Annotated in this window: 19 protein-coding genes, 1 pseudogene and 1 riboswitch; of the genes and pseudogenes, 7 read left to right on the forward strand and 13 right to left on the reverse strand. The window is 41.3% G+C overall.

The genetic code is table 11. From position 1 onward, the window contains the following. Positions 1–69: 69 nt before the first annotated feature. Genes SporoP33_RS03050 through SporoP33_RS03060 form a run of 3 tightly spaced genes read left to right on the forward strand, consistent with a single transcriptional unit; the run spans position 70 to position 2,385 of the window. Complete coding sequence (locus SporoP33_RS03050; protein ID WP_081242388.1) at positions 70–396, forward strand: IS66 family insertion sequence element accessory protein TnpA; 327 nt, start codon at positions 70–72, stop codon at positions 394–396. Between the two features lie 43 nt (positions 397–439). Continuing rightward, on the forward strand, positions 440–742 hold the full coding sequence (tnpB, locus tag SporoP33_RS03055) for an IS66 family insertion sequence element accessory protein TnpB (RefSeq protein WP_231293285.1): 303 nt from the start codon (positions 440–442) through the stop codon (positions 740–742). 47 nt (positions 743–789) lie between these two features. Continuing rightward, entirely contained in the window at positions 790–2,385 is a 1,596-nt protein-coding gene (locus tag SporoP33_RS03060; RefSeq protein ID WP_081242390.1) for an IS66 family transposase, read from the forward strand. 56 nt (positions 2,386–2,441) lie between these two features. On the opposite strand, the gene SporoP33_RS03065 is transcribed toward SporoP33_RS03060, so the two are convergent. From SporoP33_RS03065 to SporoP33_RS03090, 6 genes are all read right to left on the reverse strand, one after another. Next, a complete protein-coding gene (locus tag SporoP33_RS03065; protein WP_231293286.1) occupies positions 2,442–2,903 on the reverse strand; it encodes an SRPBCC domain-containing protein in 462 nt (153 codons plus the stop codon). Between the two features lie 46 nt (positions 2,904–2,949). Then, entirely contained in the window at positions 2,950–3,588 is a 639-nt protein-coding gene (locus SporoP33_RS03070) for an NAD(P)-dependent oxidoreductase (RefSeq protein ID WP_081242391.1), read from the reverse strand. A 189-nt stretch (positions 3,589–3,777) separates the two neighbouring features. Continuing rightward, a complete protein-coding gene (locus SporoP33_RS03075) occupies positions 3,778–4,182 on the reverse strand; it encodes a DoxX family protein (protein WP_081242392.1) in 405 nt (134 codons plus the stop codon). An 81-nt stretch (positions 4,183–4,263) separates the two neighbouring features. After that, complete coding sequence (locus tag SporoP33_RS03080) at positions 4,264–4,866, reverse strand: NADPH-dependent FMN reductase (protein WP_081242393.1); 603 nt, start codon at positions 4,864–4,866, stop codon at positions 4,264–4,266. Between the two features lie 34 nt (positions 4,867–4,900). Then, on the reverse strand, positions 4,901–5,974 hold the full coding sequence (locus SporoP33_RS03085; RefSeq protein ID WP_081242394.1) for an LLM class flavin-dependent oxidoreductase: 1,074 nt from the start codon (positions 5,972–5,974) through the stop codon (positions 4,901–4,903). A gap of 24 nt (positions 5,975–5,998) precedes the next feature. Further along, complete coding sequence (locus tag SporoP33_RS03090) at positions 5,999–6,847, reverse strand: VOC family protein (protein ID WP_081242395.1); 849 nt, start codon at positions 6,845–6,847, stop codon at positions 5,999–6,001. A gap of 169 nt (positions 6,848–7,016) precedes the next feature. Between SporoP33_RS03090 and SporoP33_RS03095 the strand changes: the two genes are divergently transcribed. The 3 genes and pseudogenes from SporoP33_RS03095 to SporoP33_RS03105 all read left to right on the forward strand — a co-directional run bounded on the left by SporoP33_RS03095 (position 7,017) and on the right by SporoP33_RS03105 (position 8,448). Further along, positions 7,017–7,331, forward strand: coding sequence for a winged helix-turn-helix transcriptional regulator (locus SporoP33_RS03095; RefSeq protein ID WP_081242396.1), 315 nt, complete (start codon positions 7,017–7,019; stop codon positions 7,329–7,331). 150 nt (positions 7,332–7,481) lie between these two features. Then, positions 7,482–7,682: pseudogene (locus SporoP33_RS03100) on the forward strand (transposase domain-containing protein); the annotation flags it as partial. Positions 7,683–7,797: 115 nt separating this feature from the next. Then, positions 7,798–8,448, forward strand: a complete 651-nt coding sequence (locus tag SporoP33_RS03105; protein WP_081242398.1) for a recombinase family protein — start codon at positions 7,798–7,800, stop codon at positions 8,446–8,448. Here SporoP33_RS03105 and SporoP33_RS03110 read toward each other — a convergent pair. The 4 genes from SporoP33_RS03110 to SporoP33_RS03130 all read right to left on the reverse strand — a co-directional run bounded on the left by SporoP33_RS03110 (position 8,438) and on the right by SporoP33_RS03130 (position 13,111). Then, positions 8,438–8,899 carry a hypothetical protein gene (locus tag SporoP33_RS03110; protein ID WP_196796839.1) on the reverse strand — a complete coding sequence of 154 codons (462 nt, stop codon included), beginning with the start codon at positions 8,897–8,899 and terminating at the stop codon, positions 8,438–8,440. The two genes, SporoP33_RS03105 and SporoP33_RS03110, sit on opposite strands and share 11 nt — an antisense overlap. Positions 8,900–9,182: 283 nt before the next feature. Beyond that, on the reverse strand, positions 9,183–9,539 hold the full coding sequence (locus SporoP33_RS03115; protein WP_081242399.1) for a hypothetical protein: 357 nt from the start codon (positions 9,537–9,539) through the stop codon (positions 9,183–9,185). Between the two features lie 711 nt (positions 9,540–10,250). Next, on the reverse strand, positions 10,251–10,790 hold the full coding sequence (locus SporoP33_RS03125; protein WP_081242401.1) for an isochorismatase family protein: 540 nt from the start codon (positions 10,788–10,790) through the stop codon (positions 10,251–10,253). 131 nt (positions 10,791–10,921) lie between these two features. Further along, positions 10,922–13,111 (reverse strand): malate synthase G, encoded by a 2,190-nt coding sequence (locus SporoP33_RS03130; RefSeq protein WP_081244733.1) that lies wholly within the window; start codon positions 13,109–13,111, stop codon positions 10,922–10,924. 395 nt (positions 13,112–13,506) lie between these two features. Beyond that, positions 13,507–13,641: riboswitch (cobalamin riboswitch) on the forward strand. A gap of 146 nt (positions 13,642–13,787) precedes the next feature. On the opposite strand from SporoP33_RS03130, the gene metE reads away from it, so the two are divergent. Continuing rightward, positions 13,788–16,082 (forward strand): 5-methyltetrahydropteroyltriglutamate--homocysteine S-methyltransferase, encoded by a 2,295-nt coding sequence (gene metE / locus SporoP33_RS03135; RefSeq protein ID WP_081242402.1) that lies wholly within the window; start codon positions 13,788–13,790, stop codon positions 16,080–16,082. A gap of 117 nt (positions 16,083–16,199) precedes the next feature. Here metE and ribE (SporoP33_RS03140) read toward each other — a convergent pair whose 3' ends face one another. Genes ribE (SporoP33_RS03140) through ribE (SporoP33_RS03150) form a run of 3 tightly spaced genes read right to left on the reverse strand, consistent with a single transcriptional unit; the run spans position 16,200 to position 18,533 of the window. Next, positions 16,200–16,667 (reverse strand): 6,7-dimethyl-8-ribityllumazine synthase, encoded by a 468-nt coding sequence (gene ribE / locus SporoP33_RS03140; protein ID WP_081242403.1) that lies wholly within the window; start codon positions 16,665–16,667, stop codon positions 16,200–16,202. Positions 16,668–16,680: 13 nt separating this feature from the next. Further along, positions 16,681–17,874 carry a bifunctional 3,4-dihydroxy-2-butanone-4-phosphate synthase/GTP cyclohydrolase II gene (locus SporoP33_RS03145; protein WP_081242404.1) on the reverse strand — a complete coding sequence of 398 codons (1,194 nt, stop codon included), beginning with the start codon at positions 17,872–17,874 and terminating at the stop codon, positions 16,681–16,683. A gap of 14 nt (positions 17,875–17,888) precedes the next feature. Beyond that, positions 17,889–18,533, reverse strand: coding sequence for a riboflavin synthase (gene ribE / locus SporoP33_RS03150; protein ID WP_081242405.1), 645 nt, complete (start codon positions 18,531–18,533; stop codon positions 17,889–17,891). Positions 18,534–18,536 lie beyond the last annotated feature (3 nt).

Below are 18,536 nucleotides of genomic sequence, written 5' to 3' on the forward strand. Positions count from 1 at the left end.
ACCTTCTAACATCTACGATGTTTTGCGATAATCACAATAACATCAAATGTTAGGAGGTTTTATTTTTCCATGTCATCAGATGAACGAAAACAACTATGGCAGCAACGGATTGATGCCTACAAGGCAAGTGGCGAACCAAACGTGAAAGCATGGTGTCACCATAACGAAATTGGAGTTCAAAGTATGTATCAATGGATGAAAAAACTTGCTTCAAAATCAAGTTTCGATGAACAACCTACAACACAATGGGTTGCACTCAATCAATCCAGCTCACACTCCGAGCCGAACGCATCTCTTCGTATCCATATAGGCAATGTGTCTATTGAGATCCAAGATGATTTTAATCGAGCACTTTTTCAAGAAGTGATTACAATGCTCCAATATCATGTTAAGTAGATCCCCGATTGATCAAGTTTACTTGGCTTGCGGTCCAACGGACTTGCGCAAATCGATTGACGGATTAGCTGCAATTGTTCAATTGAGTTTTCAACTAGATCCCTTTTCATCGAATCTCTTTGTTTTCTGCAATCGTAAACGGGATAAATTAAAAATCCTGCACTGGGATCATAATGGGTTTTGGTTGTACTACCGCCGTTTGGATGAAGGCCTGTTCCATTGGCCTAATCAAAAAACTGCAAGTGCGCTAAAAATTAGCCAACGGCAATTAAATTGGTTACTGGACGGGCTTCCCATGGAACAAAAACAAGCCCATCCAAAGATTGATGCGAAATCTATCATTTAGAGAGAGTTGACAACCCATGTCTTCTCTCTTTGTGTTAATATATTCTCATGGAAAAAAATACGACTGAACTACAAGCAACAATTGAAGAGCTCGCAGCGAAAAATGTGGATTTAGAAAAACAAAAAGAAGTCCTAGAGGCAAAAATTAAATGGTTGGAAGAACAGTTCCGACTTAGCCAACAAAAGAAATTTGGGACTTCCAGTGAAAAATCAAATCCAGACCAAATCGAACTTCTCCTCTTCAACGAGGCTGAACTGTCAGTAGATGAAAATATAGAAGAACCCACACTTGAATCGATTACTTATCAACGAAAAAAGTATATCGGACAACGAGATGCGAAACTTGAAAACCTGCCTACGGAAACGATCCATTATCGTTTACCTGATAAAGAGCAGGTCTGTTTGTGTTGTGGCGAAACAGTTCACGAAATGAGCACAGAAACGAGACGCGAATTGAAAATCGTTCCCGCTCAAGTGACAGTCGTTGAACACGTTCAACATATTTACAGCTGCCGTCAATGTGAGCGGGAAGGAATAGAAACACCGATTGTCACAGCTAAAATGCCAGCGGCAGTCTTTCCAAAAAGTCTTGCATCACCTTCTTCAATGGCATATATAATGAATCAAAAATACGTAGAAGGGATGCCCTTATACCGAATTGAAAAACAATTTGAACGTCTTGGTGTCTTTCTATCACGCCAAACGATTGCCAACTGGGTAGTATATGGTGCAACGAAATGGCTCTCACCGCTTTACAATCGCTTGCACGAGTTACTACTTCAACTTGACCGTCTGCACGCAGACGAAACAACAGTTCAAGTTTTAGCAGAACCCGGAAAAGCGGCAAATTCCAAGTCCTATATGTGGTTGTACCGATCTAGTCACAATGTGGAACCAATTATCTTATATGACTATCAAACTTCGCGCCACAGTAAGCACCCGAAGGCATTTCTTAAGGGATTTGAGGGATATCTTCATGTCGATGGTTATGCGGGATACCATGATTTGAAGGACGTGGAGTTGGTTGGCTGTTGGGCGCATGCTAGAAGAAAATATGACGAAACGCTCAAATCTTTACCTGCCAATGTAGATAAATCTACGACTCTCGCAGCTGAAGGTCTTCAATTCTGTACGCAATTATTTAAAGTTGAAAAACAGATAGAAAAGGAATTTGAAAACTGTAGCCCCGAACAACGGCAAGAAGAACGTCAAAAACGCAGTCAACCCGTGTTGGATGCCTATTTAGCGTGGCTAAAATCCAAACGCCCTCAAGTTCCACCTAAAAGCAAATTAGGTGTCGCTATCAATTATAGTTTAAACCAATGGTCAAAACTCATTGCTTTTATGAAAGACGGGCGACTTGAACTCGATAATAACCGAGCAGAACGTTCGATTAAACCATTCGTTATGGGAAGAAAAGCATGGCTATTTGCCCAATCAATGAAGGGTGCAACTGCCAGTGCCACCATCTATAGCATTGTCGAAACGGCCAAAGAGAATCAATTAAACCCAATGAATTATTTAACCTATCTCTTTGAACATTTACCACAAATAGACCTAGATGATCAGGAAGCACTTGACCAGTTCCTTCCGTGGTCACAGACAATTCAGGAGGAATGCCGGATTCCTGTTAAAGTTAGATAAAGAATACACTAATGCCCACCTGAAAAACTAGGTGGGCATTATTTGACGCTTACATTTTACTTATTAGTTTGTTCTACGTATTGTTTAAAATTATCTAAAATCGCCTGCCATCCCTGTTGTTGAAACTCGATTGGATGTGTAGTTTCAGCGTCAAACGTCTCAATTACTTCGGTTTCATTTTTTTGACCGTTAAAGGTAATGTTTACTTTTCTTCCATCTCCTAAGGTATAAGAAATACCCTCATGTAATTTTACTTCATCGTAGATTCCACCAAAATCGAAACCCATACTACCATCTTTTGCTTCCATTCTTGAAACGAATTTCCCACCTGCTTTAAGATCATTCTCAGCAAATGGTGTGTGCCAATCTGCGATATACTTATAAAAGGAGCGGAAAGATTCCGCTCCTTTCTTTATGCTATTTCTTGTGCGAGCACAGATTAGAATGAATGGTGAACCCGTTAGAAATATACTATTCACTCTTTCCATGGTTGATTCACTATCAGAAAGTACGATCAATTTCTTTAATCACTTCCCCAACTAACTCTTCTGAACGTCTAGTCTGTTATTCAGATTCACCAACGACAGTAAATCTTTCATTCACGTGCTTCGGATTTTCAATCTCATCGACTATGGCAATAGCGTAGTCAGCATAGCTGATGTAACTTTCGCCTTTCGAATTAACGAGAAGGTAGTCTTTTCCTGACTCATATGATCCCGTTCTCTTCCCTTCCGGATCAAATACGGCAGACGGGCTAATAAATGTCCATGACATATCTGTTGTTTCTCGTAATTCTTGCAAGTTACGTGCTTGTCCTTTTGCTGTTGGTTTAATGAAATCAGGAAAATCAGGTGTATCGATGACCTGAACGGTTTTGTTTTCGTCAACATAAAGGCTTCCAGCTCCACCTACAATGATTGCTCTTGTATTTGTTCCTTGAAGCGCCTCAATTAAAGTATGACCTGCATCCACATGTGGTTGTTCTTCGCCAAGTGGAGCACCGAAGGCATTTACGACAACATCAAATGGTTTGACATCATCCGTCGTAAGTTCCAATATGTTTTTTTCAATAACCGTCACATTCTTGCCCTTAAGTTTTGACGCATCTCTTACAACTGCTGTGACATGGTGTCCCCGATTAATTGCTTCTTCCATAATAAAATTTCCTGCTTTTCCGCTTGCTCCAATAACTGCAATATTCATGATCTTATTCCTCCAGCTTCAAATTTATTTTGTCCACATCGCACATTAAAAACAATCTAAAATTTTATATCGTTTCATCAAAATAGCCTTGGAGTATGTGCGCCCAGATTTTTTTTGTGCTAGCTGTGAAACGTTTCCTTATTCGAATTGTATCTACCTTCAACAGGAATCTAACCGGTCACGATCAATCTAGTCTTTTGAAGACTGGAACATTTTACGATCCACTGATAATAACTGACTTCCGCTAATGACAAGTACAACCGCCATCGTTAATAACGCTACATCTAATTCATAACCTGCCGCTTCAGCACCCATGAAACCGAGAGATAATTTTACTTTAAAAATAGCGCCAAGTAATACGATCGCAATTAAACCTGATACGATTCTCGTTCCAAACCCAACAATTAAAGCGATTCCTCCGATTAATTCAATGAACGCTACAACATAACCTAAGCTGCCCATAATACCAATACTTTCAAACCAACCCGCTACATTACCAAGACCCATTTGAAATTTAGCAATCCCATGAATAAGAAACGTAACCCCTAGAACGACACGAAGTAACAACAAACTCAATTCATAATTTTTTCCCATTTTATATTCTCCTTTATTTCTGTTTATTAAATTTTATTGGATAGAATTTCAGCTAAACATTCGTATTTCTACTCTTTCTGTTTATGATCTTACTGTTTTTAACGCACTACTCCATTCTACAACCTCATTAAGCATCATATAGATATTTTCATCATGTAGGGCTTGAGGTTTAAAATCAGTGCCATTTTCAAATTCAGTAAATAAAGATAAAGTTGGATGTGTGCGGACATCAGCAATTTTTAGCTCGCCACATATACCACGTAAATGTTCCGTTGCACGGGCTCCGCCAGTAGAACCATAACTGACAAAACCAGCAGCTTTGTTATGCCATGCTTCTCTGGCAAAATCAAGAGCATTTTTTAATGCACCTGAAATGCTATGATTGTATTCTTGAACGATGAATACAAATCCATCCAAGCTAGCCAGTTTTTCATTCCAAGCTGTAATTCCTGGTTCTGTTCCGTCAGTTGTTCCTAAAAAAGGTAATTCAAAGTCTGCAATATCTACAATTTCATAATTTGCATCTCCACGTTTGTCAGCAATACCCTTTACCCACTCTCCAACTTGTGGACTTACTCTCCCTTGTCTTGTACTCCCCAAAATAATTCCAATGTTTAATTTTTCATTTGTCATTTTGTCTTCCTCCTTGTGTGTTCTTCCAAATAATTTTTCTAAAAAACCCATGACTTACACCACCTATGCTTTTTACAGTGCGAATTTACCTTCTTGTTTCTTTCCGAACGATTGGAGCAATCTCTGTAGCTAATAACTCAATACCTTCAGCTACTTTTTTAAACGGTATACCACCTATATCAATCTGTGCCATCAAACGTTGATGTCCAAAAAGTTCATATTGATGAAGGATTTTCTCTATGATTTGTTGCGGACTGCCTACGAATAATGCAGTATCAGGAGCTGTCATTTGTTCAAAATCTGCACGCGATAACCTTCTTCCGCTCATCCCACGTTGTTCATTAACATATGACCAGTAATTCGAATAATAAGGATAAAACTCATCCTTTGCTTGTTGAGTTGTCTTTGAAAAGTACCCATGACCTGTTATACCGACCTTTAAATCTTCTGGAGCATATCCAGCCCCGATGCCAACTTGACGGTACAGATCAACTAATGGCTTAAATCGTTTAGGATCACCGCTGAGGATCACTAATGCCATCCCAATACCTAACCTGCCAGCGCGGGCTGCACTTTCTGGCGTTCCCACAACACCACCCCATATCCGTAACTCCTTCTGATAAGGGCGAGGTGCAATTTCAGCATTCCTTAATGGCGAACGAAAGTGACCATTCCAAGTAATTCTCTCGTTTTCGTTAAGCTTTAAAAGTAAGTCTAGGTTTTCAGTGAATAATGCATCATAGTCATTTGTGTCATAACCGAAAAGTGGGAACGATTCTATAAATGCGCCACGACCCGCAATAATTTCCGCACGTCCATCCGAAAGTAAATCCAAAGTTGCAAAGTCTTCGAATAAACGAACAGGATCGATCGTACTTAATACTGACGTAGCACTTGTCAATTTAATTCGTTTCGTCACCTGAGCTATGGCAGCTAAGACAACCGCCGGCGAGGAAGTAGCATAATCTAATCGATGATGTTCACCTACACCAAAGATGTCCAAACCGGCCTCATCAGCGAGTTTGGCCGCTTCGATAATCTCCTTCGTTCTTTGCCCTGCACTAATTGTTTTTCCGGTAACCGGATCTACTCCTATATCTCCAAGTGTATATAGACCAATTTCAATCCCTGGATTTTCAGACTGTTCTTTTTTAGTCATAATCGTATTTTTCCTCTTCTACTTTTAGACTCTTAATTGAATACGATTTCCAGAAGGATCGATCGCAATCACTGAACCGTTTTCTTCCATAACAGTTGCGCCGATGCTCTTCAACTGAGCGATCATTTTATGTTTCTTTTCTTCATTAGGAAGCATTAAAGTAAATGATTCTAGTCCAGCACTATTAGGAAACGGTTTAGGTGCGCCTACACCGTTCCACGTATTTAAAGCGATATGGTGGTGGTACTTACCGTCCGAAAGAAATAGCGCCTGATTACCATAGCGGTTCACTACCTCTAACCCCAGCCCTTTCGTGTAAAACTCTTCTGTCGTTTTTAGTTCGGATACATGTAAATGAATATGCCCCATCACCGTGCCTGCCGGAAGACCATTCCATGTATGTGGTTTTACGCCAGATAATAGCTCAGGAAAATTGATTGGATCATTTGCCATTGCAACTTCACCTTTATCCCAATCCCATTTTGATGGATGACGGTCTACATAGATCTCAATTCCATTCCCATCTGGATCGGATAAATAAAGAGCTTCACTGACAAGGTGATCTGCTGATCCAATCTGGAAACGATTTTCTATAAAATGCTGCACGATTTTGGCTAAGTCAGATCGTTCAGGTAGAAGTAATGCAAAGTGATAGAGCCCCGTTGTTCTTCCTTGCTTTGGAAGAACGTTTTCCGGCTGTTCGATTGATAATAAAACGGTCTTTCCATCCGCAGTTAAATGAACTTTTCGTTCCGTTTTTTCCAATACTTTAAAGCCGATTATTTCTTGATAAAACGCTAATGCACGCTCTATATTTTGTACCTTTAAATTGACTTGACCGACGAATGTGATCGGTTCACGATGAAAGTTCATTTTTATGTTTCCTCCTAGTAGATTAATTAATACGAATTAGTAGTTAGTTAGTTACCTTATGTAAGTAACTATACATCGACACATTATGATAGTCAAGAAAAAATCAGATGAAAAGTAATTTGATTACTATTAATAACCATGTATACTATTAAGTAAGGAGTTGATTAAAATGGAGAAGTTGATTTGTCCAAGATTTGAAAAAGCTTTAGGTTATTTAAGCCAAAAGTGGACGGGTCTCATTATTTACCATCTTCTACCTGGTCCACAACGTTTTTGCACGATCGAATCATCGATCGGTGTAAGTGGCAGAGTCCTGTCGGAGAGGTTAAAGGATTTGGAAAACGAGGGAATTATAAAGCGAGATGTATTTCCAGAAACTCCCGTTCGCATCGAATATTCGTTAACTGAAAAAGGGATCGCTTTAGAACCCGTTATGAGAGAAATGGAGAAATGGTCGGAAAATTGGGTGGGGACAGATCGTTAACAACTTTTCGTCCCAATCTCTTTTTCTATATACAGATTAGTGTTGACAAGAAACTCAATTCATACGCGTCACCTGTTCATTTCACTAGTATAAAACTAAATTAAACGTCAATAAGAGTTGTTTATGGCACTATAAAAATGTAGGGAATGGCATTCACCGAAAGGTGCAAAGTCGAGCGCTATTATTTATAGTATTGTAGAAACGGCAAAGGAGAATGGACTAAGTCCATTTGAATATTTGAAGTATCTATTTGAACGGTTGCCAAATATTGATACAACAAATAAAGAGGCATTAGATCAGCTCTTGCCATGGTCAGCAAGTATTCCATTACATTGTCAAAGCCCAAAATAAAATCTTAACTAAAGTATAAACAAACCCATACCTGAATAATAGGTGTGGGTTATTTGACGCTTACCATATCTGAAAGGACATTTAAGATATCATATCTCATAAGAGGTGGACACGTATGACAACAGCAATTAAAACACTTTCGGCAATCGTCTATAATCGTAAATCAAGAGGAGAATTAGAGGACTTACAAAAACACAAAAAGGAATTATTGTCCTACTGTGAACGTAATAATTTTAGTTTTGCTTACTTTGAAGAAATAGCTTTCAGCGTCGATGAGGAACGAATCGAATATTTAAAGTTAATCAAGGAAATTGAATCAGCTAAATATTACGTTTTGGTCATAACGGATTTATCACGATTAACACGAAATTTAAAGCAACAGCTTGAGTTATTTGAACTACTTGAGAAATATAATATGATTGTTCACAGCCGATTAGACGGAATCATTAACCCATCAGATAGCATGGGTGAAATGATGTCCGTTATCAAAGGCATGTTTAACCAATCAGCGTATAAAGAAACGTCTAAGAAAATGCACTTAGGACGCTTGCAAAGTGCCAGAGAAGGTAAGTGGGTTGGCGTACCGCCTTATGGCTACAAAATGAACAAGGAGACTCTACGATTAGAACCTGACGAAATTGAAGCACCTAACGCAAGGCGTATCTTTATGGAGGTTATAGAAGGATATTCAATTACTGACATTAGTGTAGGTTCAATTCCAGAGATACTATTTTATTTATATTGCTCATTAAAATTTATAGATTAACTTCATCTATTTCTATCTCAGACAAATCGATAAATTCTAGTTCCATTTCTGCTTCTGCTTTCGAACGATAAACGGTAATTTTATCATAGGGTTTCAAGTTGTCTTGCCATGATTCTATATTACTCAGAAAACCTTCTCCGTTTTCAGAGATTAGCAAGCATTCTAAATCCTTATTGATATAACAGAGTGGTGCGTCACTTTCTAGGTCACATTGTTGTCCAACGGTTCCGATAAATCCACCTTTACTATCTTTTGCCATAATATCTACATGTGGAACCGTATAAAATTCTAAATGTGGAATATAATCGTTAGCATATTTTTGATACTCCTCATTTCTATCATAAACACTCATAGAATAAATTGTTGTACCTGCTGATATAATCTCAGTTTCTTTTAAAAATACAGTTATGGCCCCAGTTAATTCTGTTCTATCTAGATAAACTTTTCGCATCTTTTACCTCCGTCAAATCTATATTTATGCAGATATCCATGTTGCTTTAATGTACGGTCAATTAAGCTTTGTACAATCATTATCAACAAAGAAAAGCCAATTAAAAACAGGAGAATTTCTAGTAAGTAGTCCAAATTAATCCACTCCACTTCTAAAATCATACGTTTCGTAAGGTAGTTCTACTTTCTATCTCAAAGTTCTTTTTCAGTAATTATCTTATATAAAATCTCTGAGTCCTTTATTGGAAGTTTGATATATTTTGCTTGACTTTCAGCAATTATCTCTAATCTATCTCTAATCTATCTCTATTTGGAGTCACCCATATAGCATAGTTAATCGAACCCAAGCTAAAACGATATTCAGGAGGAGATGCCATATCCACTTCAACGTTCTCTTCCCATTCAGCGTTTTCAATTATTTCTGCAACAGTCTTTATTTCATCAGGTTTAACAACTTCTTTTATATTTTTATAGTCTTCACTTTCGCGTTTCTCAACTGTAAACGGTTTTACTTCAACATCTTCAGTTTGTGGAATCACTGATTGTATTTCTTGTGGTGCTTTTATTGTTTCTTCTTGATTACAACCAACTAATGCAAAACACAATACGATAAATAATGTAAATACACCTATCCTTTTCATACCCATCCCCCTTTTTCATTAAAAGGTACTTTCAAGATATAGCCTTAATTCCGCAAAATGGCCCGTTTGCGGAATTGTCCTTATCACACAAACACACCCAATTCAGGAACAATTTACTTTACTCAGATATAATCATTGGTTGAACGTTTATTAACCAGGTTGTCTCACTTTTTATTTACCGAAAAGGAAAAGCCGCTGACGATTAACACAATGGCAGCTTTGCCTCTTCATTTCCCTTTAAAGAAAAATGAAGAGATAAGGAGTAAAGTCGAAATTATAATACCTCCCAATTGAAATGCTTCCAAACTTTCTACAGAAAATTTGGTCGCTAATCCTGTCACATGTAATAAAAGCAGGATTGCCATGGAACCCATTATTACAGCGAAAGAGACTTTTTGAATTGTCCTTCTTTTGCATGTATTCTCCTTTCCCAACGTATCCATCCTTTCAAACTCTAAATTTCCTCTCCTGTACAGTTTATTAATGTGAACTTTATGTATTTAGATTGAATTTCATTACTAGTTGTTGTATCCATTGGCAATCACGCCTGGCAGCGTCATTTTACAATGTTGTCTGATTTTAGAATCATTACACTCTTTCTTCTTAACAGTATTATACCAATAATATACAAAAAACTTTAATAAAAAGAAAAAGCACCGCTGTATGCGATGCTGTATACTGCTGTAACACTTACTTTCGGTTTGATGTTTTTTACTTAATCACCTTTAATACTTGCTTAAACTCTTCCGTGCCTGCTTCACCGAGAAGTTCGTATAATGCGGTTTCCACGCATGTTCCCGCAATCCCGAGCGCATTCATTTTCTGCAGGCCGATCCGTTTATTATCTTCGGTCCGGGAAGTAACTGCATCCGTCACAACTTCTACTTCATAGTCCTGCTTTGCCAAATCTGCCGCGGTCATATAAACACAAATATGCGTTTCAATTCCCGCAATCAATATTTGTTTGCGGTCCAAGTCTTTTAATTGTTTCATGAACTCTTCATTGCGCGCCCCGCTGAATGTCATTTTCGCAATCGGCTTCTGGCCTTCAAGAAGACTTGCCAAGGATTCAGTTGTCGGTCCCAGGCCATCCGGGTATTGTTCAAGCCAAAGAATTGGGATGTTCATCACTTGCAGACCTTTGATCAGTTTCTCCAGATTGTCATGCAGCACTTCACTGTCTTCTACAATTTGTGCGAGTTTCCCTTGTACATCCACCAAAACAAATACAGTTTGATCTCTTTTTAGCATTGCCCTTCCTCCCCTTTCGCTCATTGCCGCTAGTATAGCATATTTACAGATTCTTTAGAGAAAACGATAGTTGATACTGACTAAAAGACAGCCCCTCTTCCCGTCAGGAAGTGAGGCTGTCTGTAAATACATTAGTTTTGAACTGTTGCTTTTTGTTTCGCTTTCGCTTTTGCTTCGATACGGCGCGCGTGCAAGATTGGCTCTGTGTATCCGCTCGGCTGTTCTGCCCCTTTGAAAATCAGATCACAAGCTGCCTGGAAAGCGATGGAATCATCATAGTTTGGTGCCATTGGCTGATACAGCTTATCGTCAGCATTTTGCCCGTCAACTACTTTTGCCATACGTTCCAACGTTTCTTGAACTTGCTCTTTTGTACAGATCCCATGACGCAGCCAGTTTGCAATATGCTGACTGGAAATACGCAATGTTGCACGGTCTTCCATCAATCCCACATCATTGATATCCGGAACTTTAGAGCATCCTACTCCCTGATCGATCCAGCGTACAACGTAGCCAAGAATCCCTTGTGCGTTGTTATCCAGTTCAGACTGCACTTCTTCCGGAGTCCAGTCAACAGAAGGAGCTAATGGAATTTCAAGGATTCCATCACGGTAATCAACGGAGCTGTCGATTCCTGCCTGTACGTCTTTTACATTTACTTCATGATAATGCAGAGCGTGCAAAGTTGCAGCTGTCGGAGACGGAACCCACGCTGTGCTTGCCCCCGCTTTTGGATGAGCAACTTTTTGCTCAAGCATAGCAGCCATCATATCCGGCATTGCCCACATTCCTTTACCGATTTGCGCATGTCCCGGAAGACCCGCTTTAATTCCTACTGCCACGTTGGAAGCTTCATATGAAGACAGCCAATTAGAAGCTTTCATATCTGCTTTTCGGATAACCGGACCAGCTTCCATCGATGTATGAATTTCATCGCCTGTACGGTCAAGGAAACCTGTATTGATGAATGCAATACGTTCTTTTACTTCATTGATTGCAGACTTCAGGTTCAAAGACATTCTGCGCTCTTCATCCATCAAACCTATTTTGATTGTGTTGCGCTCAAGACCTAACAGATCTTCAATGCGGTCGAATAACTTGTTGGCAAATGCCGCTTCTGCCGGGCTGTGCATTTTTGGCTTAACGATATAAATTGAGCCATGACGGGAGTTTTTGAATTCCGTATCGCTCTTGAAATTGTGTGTAGCAATTAGTGAAGTAATGACGCCGTCGAGAATTCCTTCAGGCACTTCATTGCCGTTTTCATCCAATATGGCATTGTTTGTCATTAAGTGGCCAACATTACGCACGAACATTAATGAACGGCCGTGCAATGTGAATTCTTTGCCATCTGCAGTCTTATATTTTCGGTCAGCATTCATTCTTCGGGTAACTGTTTTATTTCCGCGTTTAAATGACGCTTCCAGATCACCCTTCATCAGTCCCAGCCAGTTTCGGTATACACCGACTTTATCTTCAGCATCTACCGCTGCAATGGAATCTTCGCAGTCCATTAACGTAGAAAGAGCTGCTTCCAGAACTAAATCTTTCACGCCTGCTTTATCGTCTTTTCCGATTGGATGGTTACGGTCGATTGCAATTTCAATGTGAAGTCCATTGTTTACGAGCAATACCGCTTCGGGCGCATCTTCTGAACCATTATAGCCTGCCAGCTTGGACTCATCCTGCAATGCAGTTGTCTTGCCGTTTTCAAGTGTCACTTGAAGTGTTCCGTCTGCGATTTTATAAGCTGCTGCATCCGCATGAGAACCTTCAGCAAGCGGTGCCGCCTGGTCAAGTAAGTTTTTCGCGAAAGCGATTACTTTTTGGCCTCGTTTTGGATTGTATTCAGCTCCAGCCTGTGCTCCGTCTTCGTCACTGATTACGTCTGTTCCGTACAGCGCATCATACAAGCTTCCCCATCTTGCATTTGCTGCGTTTAATGCATAACGTGCATTATCGATTGGAACAACGAGCTGTGAGCCGGCCTGATTGGCAATTTCATTATCAACATTAGACGTTGTCACTTGAAAATCTTCTGCAACCGGCTCGAGATAGCCGATTTCTTCGAGAAATTCTTTATATTTAGCAGCATCAATTTGCCCCTTATTCTGTTGGTGCCATTCGCTGATGGCATTTTGCAGTTCACTGCGTTTCTCTAATAGCGCTTTGTTTTCAGGAGCAAGTTCATGAATGAGCGAATCAAAGTTTGTCCAAAATTGATCTTTTTGGATTTCTAAGCCCGGTAGAACTTCTTCATTTACGAAGTTAACTAGTTCTGTTGCGACTTGCAATTTACCTACTTTTTCATAGTTTGTCATGGAATAAAGCCACCCCTTAAGATTTTTTGCGCCACTCTGTTGTATAACATGCAGCGGTGAACACTGTTCATCATTAGTTTCCGGCGGTACCCCATAGCCGATCTTCAATTTCTGAAGTGTGAATGATGAGTGATCTTCCTGTTCGAAGACGTGTTAGTACTTATCATACCTAAAGTCTAGAAAACTTTCAACTGAATTGTGAAAATTTTCACATCTCGAAGAAAGGAATCGTTTTTCAATATTTATCAGTTATATAACAGTTCCTCTTGGACATCTTTGCATCTTGCAGAATTACACTTTTATCCAAGTTAATAAATAAGAATTGTTTATTTTATGAAAAATGAAAGTTGACACCCTATTTTCTCTGTGATAGCTTTAGAGGCAATCATCTAAATTGAATAGTTTGAAAACCGGGTGAAATGGGAGCAATTTCATTTCTTAAAAGGGAATCCTTACTTTTGGAGCGGTCCCGCCACTGTGAAGACGCTATTGCGTCCAGCCAGATACCTGCCCGTTTTCATGACGCTTCATCCTACGGTGAATAGGGAAGTGTTAGACACACGCAGTCTAGGAATGCAGGCTTTTTTACGCCTGTATTTTACACTTGCGTGACAATCTAACATTTCCCCGAGAAATGTTTTTTTTATTGAAAAAAACTTCAAGGGGGAATTAACAAATGGTCAAAAGCAGTATCACGGGATATCCCGTCATAGGTGAAAATCGCGAGTGGAAACGTGCACTCGAAGCATTTTGGGCGAAGAAAATTTCAGAAGAGGAACTTCTTCGTACAATAAAGGAAATCCGTCTGGCAAATTTAAAGAAGCAGAAAGATGCGGGCATTGATTGGATCGCCGTTGGTGATTTCACATTGTATGACCGCGTACTGGATACATCAGCCATGTTCGGAATTATCCCTTCCCGCTTTCATTGGAAAGGCGGACCTGTATCCACTTCTACGTATTTCTCAATAGCGCGCGGCAACGACGAAGCTGTCGCTTCTGAAATGACAAAGTGGTTCAATACGAACTACCACTACATCGTGCCGGAATATGAAGGACAGCGCTTTGAACTGACAGAAAACAAACCGCTTGCCGCCTACATCGAAGCAAAGAAGGAACTCGGCATCGACGGCAAACCAGTTCTTCTTGGACCTTACACATTGCTGAAATTGTCTAAAGGGTATGAAGACAAAGACGTACCTTCAATTATTCTGCAGTTACTTCCACTTTATCAAAAAGTATTGAAGGAGCTTCAGGATGAAGGCGTGCAATGGGTACAAATTGACGAACCTATTCTGTGCACTTCCATTTCAGGTGATGAAATGAAAGCTGTGACCGAGATTTATTCACAACTCACGAAAGACCTCGACGGAATGAACATTTTATTGCAAACGTACTTTGATTCCGTGGAACATTATGAAGAAACAATCGCTCTGCCGGTAGCAGGAATTGGACTTGATTTTGTCCATGGCTGTGAAAAAAATCTGCAGAACATCAAACAGTACGGTTTTCCTGAAAATAAAGTACTGGCCGCGGGTATTATAGACGGCCGGAATGTCTGGCGCTCTGATTTGCAGGCAAAATTGACGCTGACGGAAACGATTCAACAACATGTTCCATCCGCAAACTTGTGGATTCAGCCTTCCTGCAGTTTGCTCCACTCGCCTGTTACAACTCGTTCTGAACAAAATCTGGATGCTGTTATCTTGCATGCACTGGCGTTTGCAGATGAGAAAGTCAATGAAATCAAGATTCTTCAGGAAGCATTACAACGAGGCAAAGAACAAGTCACGGGAGATTTCAAGGCAAGTCAGGCAGCGTTAACAGCTTTCAATGCACTTCCTGCACGAAACCGAAAAGAAGTCCGTGACGCGTCGTCAGGCAGTATTTTATCCGACAGCAGGCGTAATTTGCCATATGCCGAACGCAAAGTGAAGCAGCAGAAGAAATTCCAATTGCCGCTATTGCCAACTACAACCATCGGCAGTTTCCCTCAGACACAAGAAGTTCGTGCAACACGCAATAAGTGGAGAAAAGGTGAAATTACGGATCAGCAATACAAAGACTTCGTGAATGCAGAGATTAAAGAGTGGATTGATATTCAGGAGGATCTGGGGCTGGATGTTTTGGTTCACGGTGAATTCGAGCGTACGGACATGGTCGAATATTTCGGTGAAAAGCTCGATGGCTTCGTTTTCACAGAAAAGGCATGGGTGCAGTCGTACGGTTCCCGCTGCGTCAAACCGCCGATCATTTTTGGAGACGTCGCTTTCACTGCCCCTATGACGGTTGAGGAATCTGTCTATGCAAAATCTCTGACGGACCACGAGGTGAAAGGAATGCTGACCGGACCTGTCACGATCTTGAACTGGTCATTCGTTCGCGATGATTTATCGCGCGAGGAAGTGGCAAATCAAATTGCCCTTGCCCTGCGAAAAGAAATCGAATCACTTGAAGCAGCAGGCATTCATATGATCCAGGTGGATGAACCGGCACTTCGTGAAGGTCTTCCACTAAAGCAATCCGAGTGGAAACATTACCTAGACTGGGCTGTCAATGCATTCCGTGTATCCACTGCTTCTGTAGAAGATACGACGCAAATTCATACGCATATGTGCTACTGTGATTTCAACCATTTCATCGAAGCCATCAGCGCACTTGACGCAGACGTCATATCGATTGAAACTTCACGCAGCCACGGTGACTTGGTGGAAGCATTTACTGACTATCACTATGACAAAGGCATCGGTCTTGGTGTTTACGACATCCACAGCCCGCGGGTTCCTGCCGTCGAAGAGATGACGGAGATCATCAACAAAGGACTTGAAGTACTCGAGCCTTCACAGTTCTGGATCAATCCCGACTGCGGACTGAAAACCAGAAAACGTGAAGAGACGGTCGCAGCATTGAAGCATATGGTCATTGCGACGGAACAGGCACGCGAGCGTTTAGCTGCAGCAGCAGTGAAATAATAGGACTGTCCGGGGAATCAGCGTGATTTCCCGGACAGTTTTTTTGTACGCATAACCAGTAAAAAGGCAGCCCTTTGAAGTCAAATTACTTCTCGGGCTGCCTTTTCTATTTACTTATCAGCTGAACTGCTTCGTCAGGTTCGCCATCTCAATAGCGGACACTGCCGCATCCCAGCCTTTGTTGCCAGCTTTCGTGCCTGCACGCTCGATGGATTGCTCAATTGTATCTGTTGTCAGAACACCGAAAATTACCGGTATACCGGATTGCATGCTTGCCTGCGCTACCCCTTTTGCCGCTTCATTACAGACAAAGTCGAAATGCGGGGTCGCGCCCCGGATGACTGTGCCAAGCGTGATAATCGCGTCATACTTTTTAGAGTCTGCCATTTTCTTCGCGATCAGCGGGATTTCAAATGCGCCGGGCACCCATGCGATGTCCACATCCGCTTCATCCACACCATGACGTTTAAATGCGTCCTGTGCGCCTGACAGCAACTTTCCCGTGATGAATTCATTAAACCGTCCTACAACAATCCCTACTTTTAGCCCTGTACCTACTAAATGTCCCTCAAATAAATTACCCACGTTCCATCTCTCCTCATATCGTTAGTAAATGACCAAGTTTCTCTGCTTTTGTATGCAAATATTTTTCATTTGCTTCATTAAAAGGCAGCTGAATCGGCACTCGTTCCACCACTTCGAGTTCATACCCTTTCAAGCCCGCGATTTTCTTCGGATTATTCGTTAATAAGCGCATCTGACGAATACCGAGTTCCCGAAGTATCTGTGCGCCAATGCCATAATCTCGTAAATCCGCCGCAAAGCCGAGTTTTTCATTGGCTTCGACCGTATCATACCCTTGTTCTTGCAGTTCATAGGCTTTCAGTTTATTGATTAAACCGATCCCTCTGCCCTCTTGGCGCATATACAATAAAACGCCGCGCCCTTCCTGTTCGATCTGCGAAAGCGCCGCCTGAAGCTGCGGTCCGCAGTCACAGCGGCAAGAGCCAAACACATCACCCGTCAGACATTCTGAATGAACTCTTACTAAAACCGGTTCATCCGTCGTGACGTCACCTTTGACCAGCGCCACATGTTCCTTGCCGGTAAGCGTTTCTGTATAGCCCGCCATGCTAAACTCTCCGAAGTCCGTCGGCAGCTTAATCTCCGCTTCACGCATAACCAGCTGTTCCTGCTGCAGACGATAATGGATCAAATCCTGAATTGTAATTAATTTTACATCAAGCTCTTCAGCTATCTTACGTAATTCAGGAACTCTTGCCATCGTTCCGTCTTCACTCATAATTTCACAAATTACACCCGCCGGCGCACTGCCTGCAAGCCTTGCCAAGTCTACCGCAGCTTCCGTATGCCCTGTACGTTCAAGCACGCCGCCTGACTTTGCAACGAGCGGGAAAATATGTCCCGGACGCTTGAATTCACCAGCTGCTGCATCAGGTTCCATCATTTTTACAATGGTATCCGCCCGTTCAAATGCACTGATGCCCGTATGTGTAGTGCAGTGATCGATACTGATCGTGAACGCCGTGCCGTGTGAATCCGTATTATGATCAGTCATCATCTGTAAACCAAGTTGTGCAGCTTTTTGTTCTGTCACCGGCACACAAATCAATCCGCGGCCCTTCGTTGCCATGAAATTAATGATTTCAGGAGTGACCCCGTCAGCCAGTGCCACAAAGTCCCCTTCGTTCTCACGGTCTTCATCATCTACTACAATAACCACTTTCCCCTGCCGTAAATCTTCTAACGCTTCTTCAATTGTATGAAACATCCTCTTTCACTCCTTTACATGAATCCGTGCTGTTGTAAAAAATCTTTCGTCATCGTCTGACCGCTGTCCTGTCTTTTCTGCAGCATGTTCTCTACATATTTCGCAAGCATATCGCATTCAAAATTCACCGTGTCCCCTGCCTGTTTTTTCGCGATGACAGTCATTTCCTGTGAGTGCGGAATCAAAGATATCGTGATGTCCGTATCTTTCACTTCAAAAATCGTCAATGACGTTCCATCCAGTGCAATCGAGCCTTTATTTAATAAATACCGCCCATATTGTTCGGGGAGCGACAATCGTATATATAACGCATTATCGACCGTGCTTTTTTCCCGAATGATGGCGACGCCGTCTACGTGGCCTGTCACAAAATGACCGCCTAATCTTCCGTTCGCTGCAAGTGCACGCTCCAGATTGACCGGACTTCCTGCAGACAATTGCCGCAATGATGTGGATGCCATAGTTTCCGGCATAACGTCTGCTGCAAACTGGTCTTTAGTAAAGTGTTTGACTGTCAGGCAAACGCCGTTGACCGCAATGCTGTCACCTAGCTGCACATCTGTCAGTACGGTCGATGCACCGATCGTCAGCGTCATCGATTGGGCACCAGGCTGTATATGTTTGACAGTGCCAATCTCTTCGATAATTCCTGTGAACATTGC

The sequence above is a fragment of the Sporosarcina sp. P33 genome (assembly GCF_002077155.1).
Lineage (GTDB): Bacteria > Bacillota > Bacilli > Bacillales_A > Planococcaceae > Sporosarcina.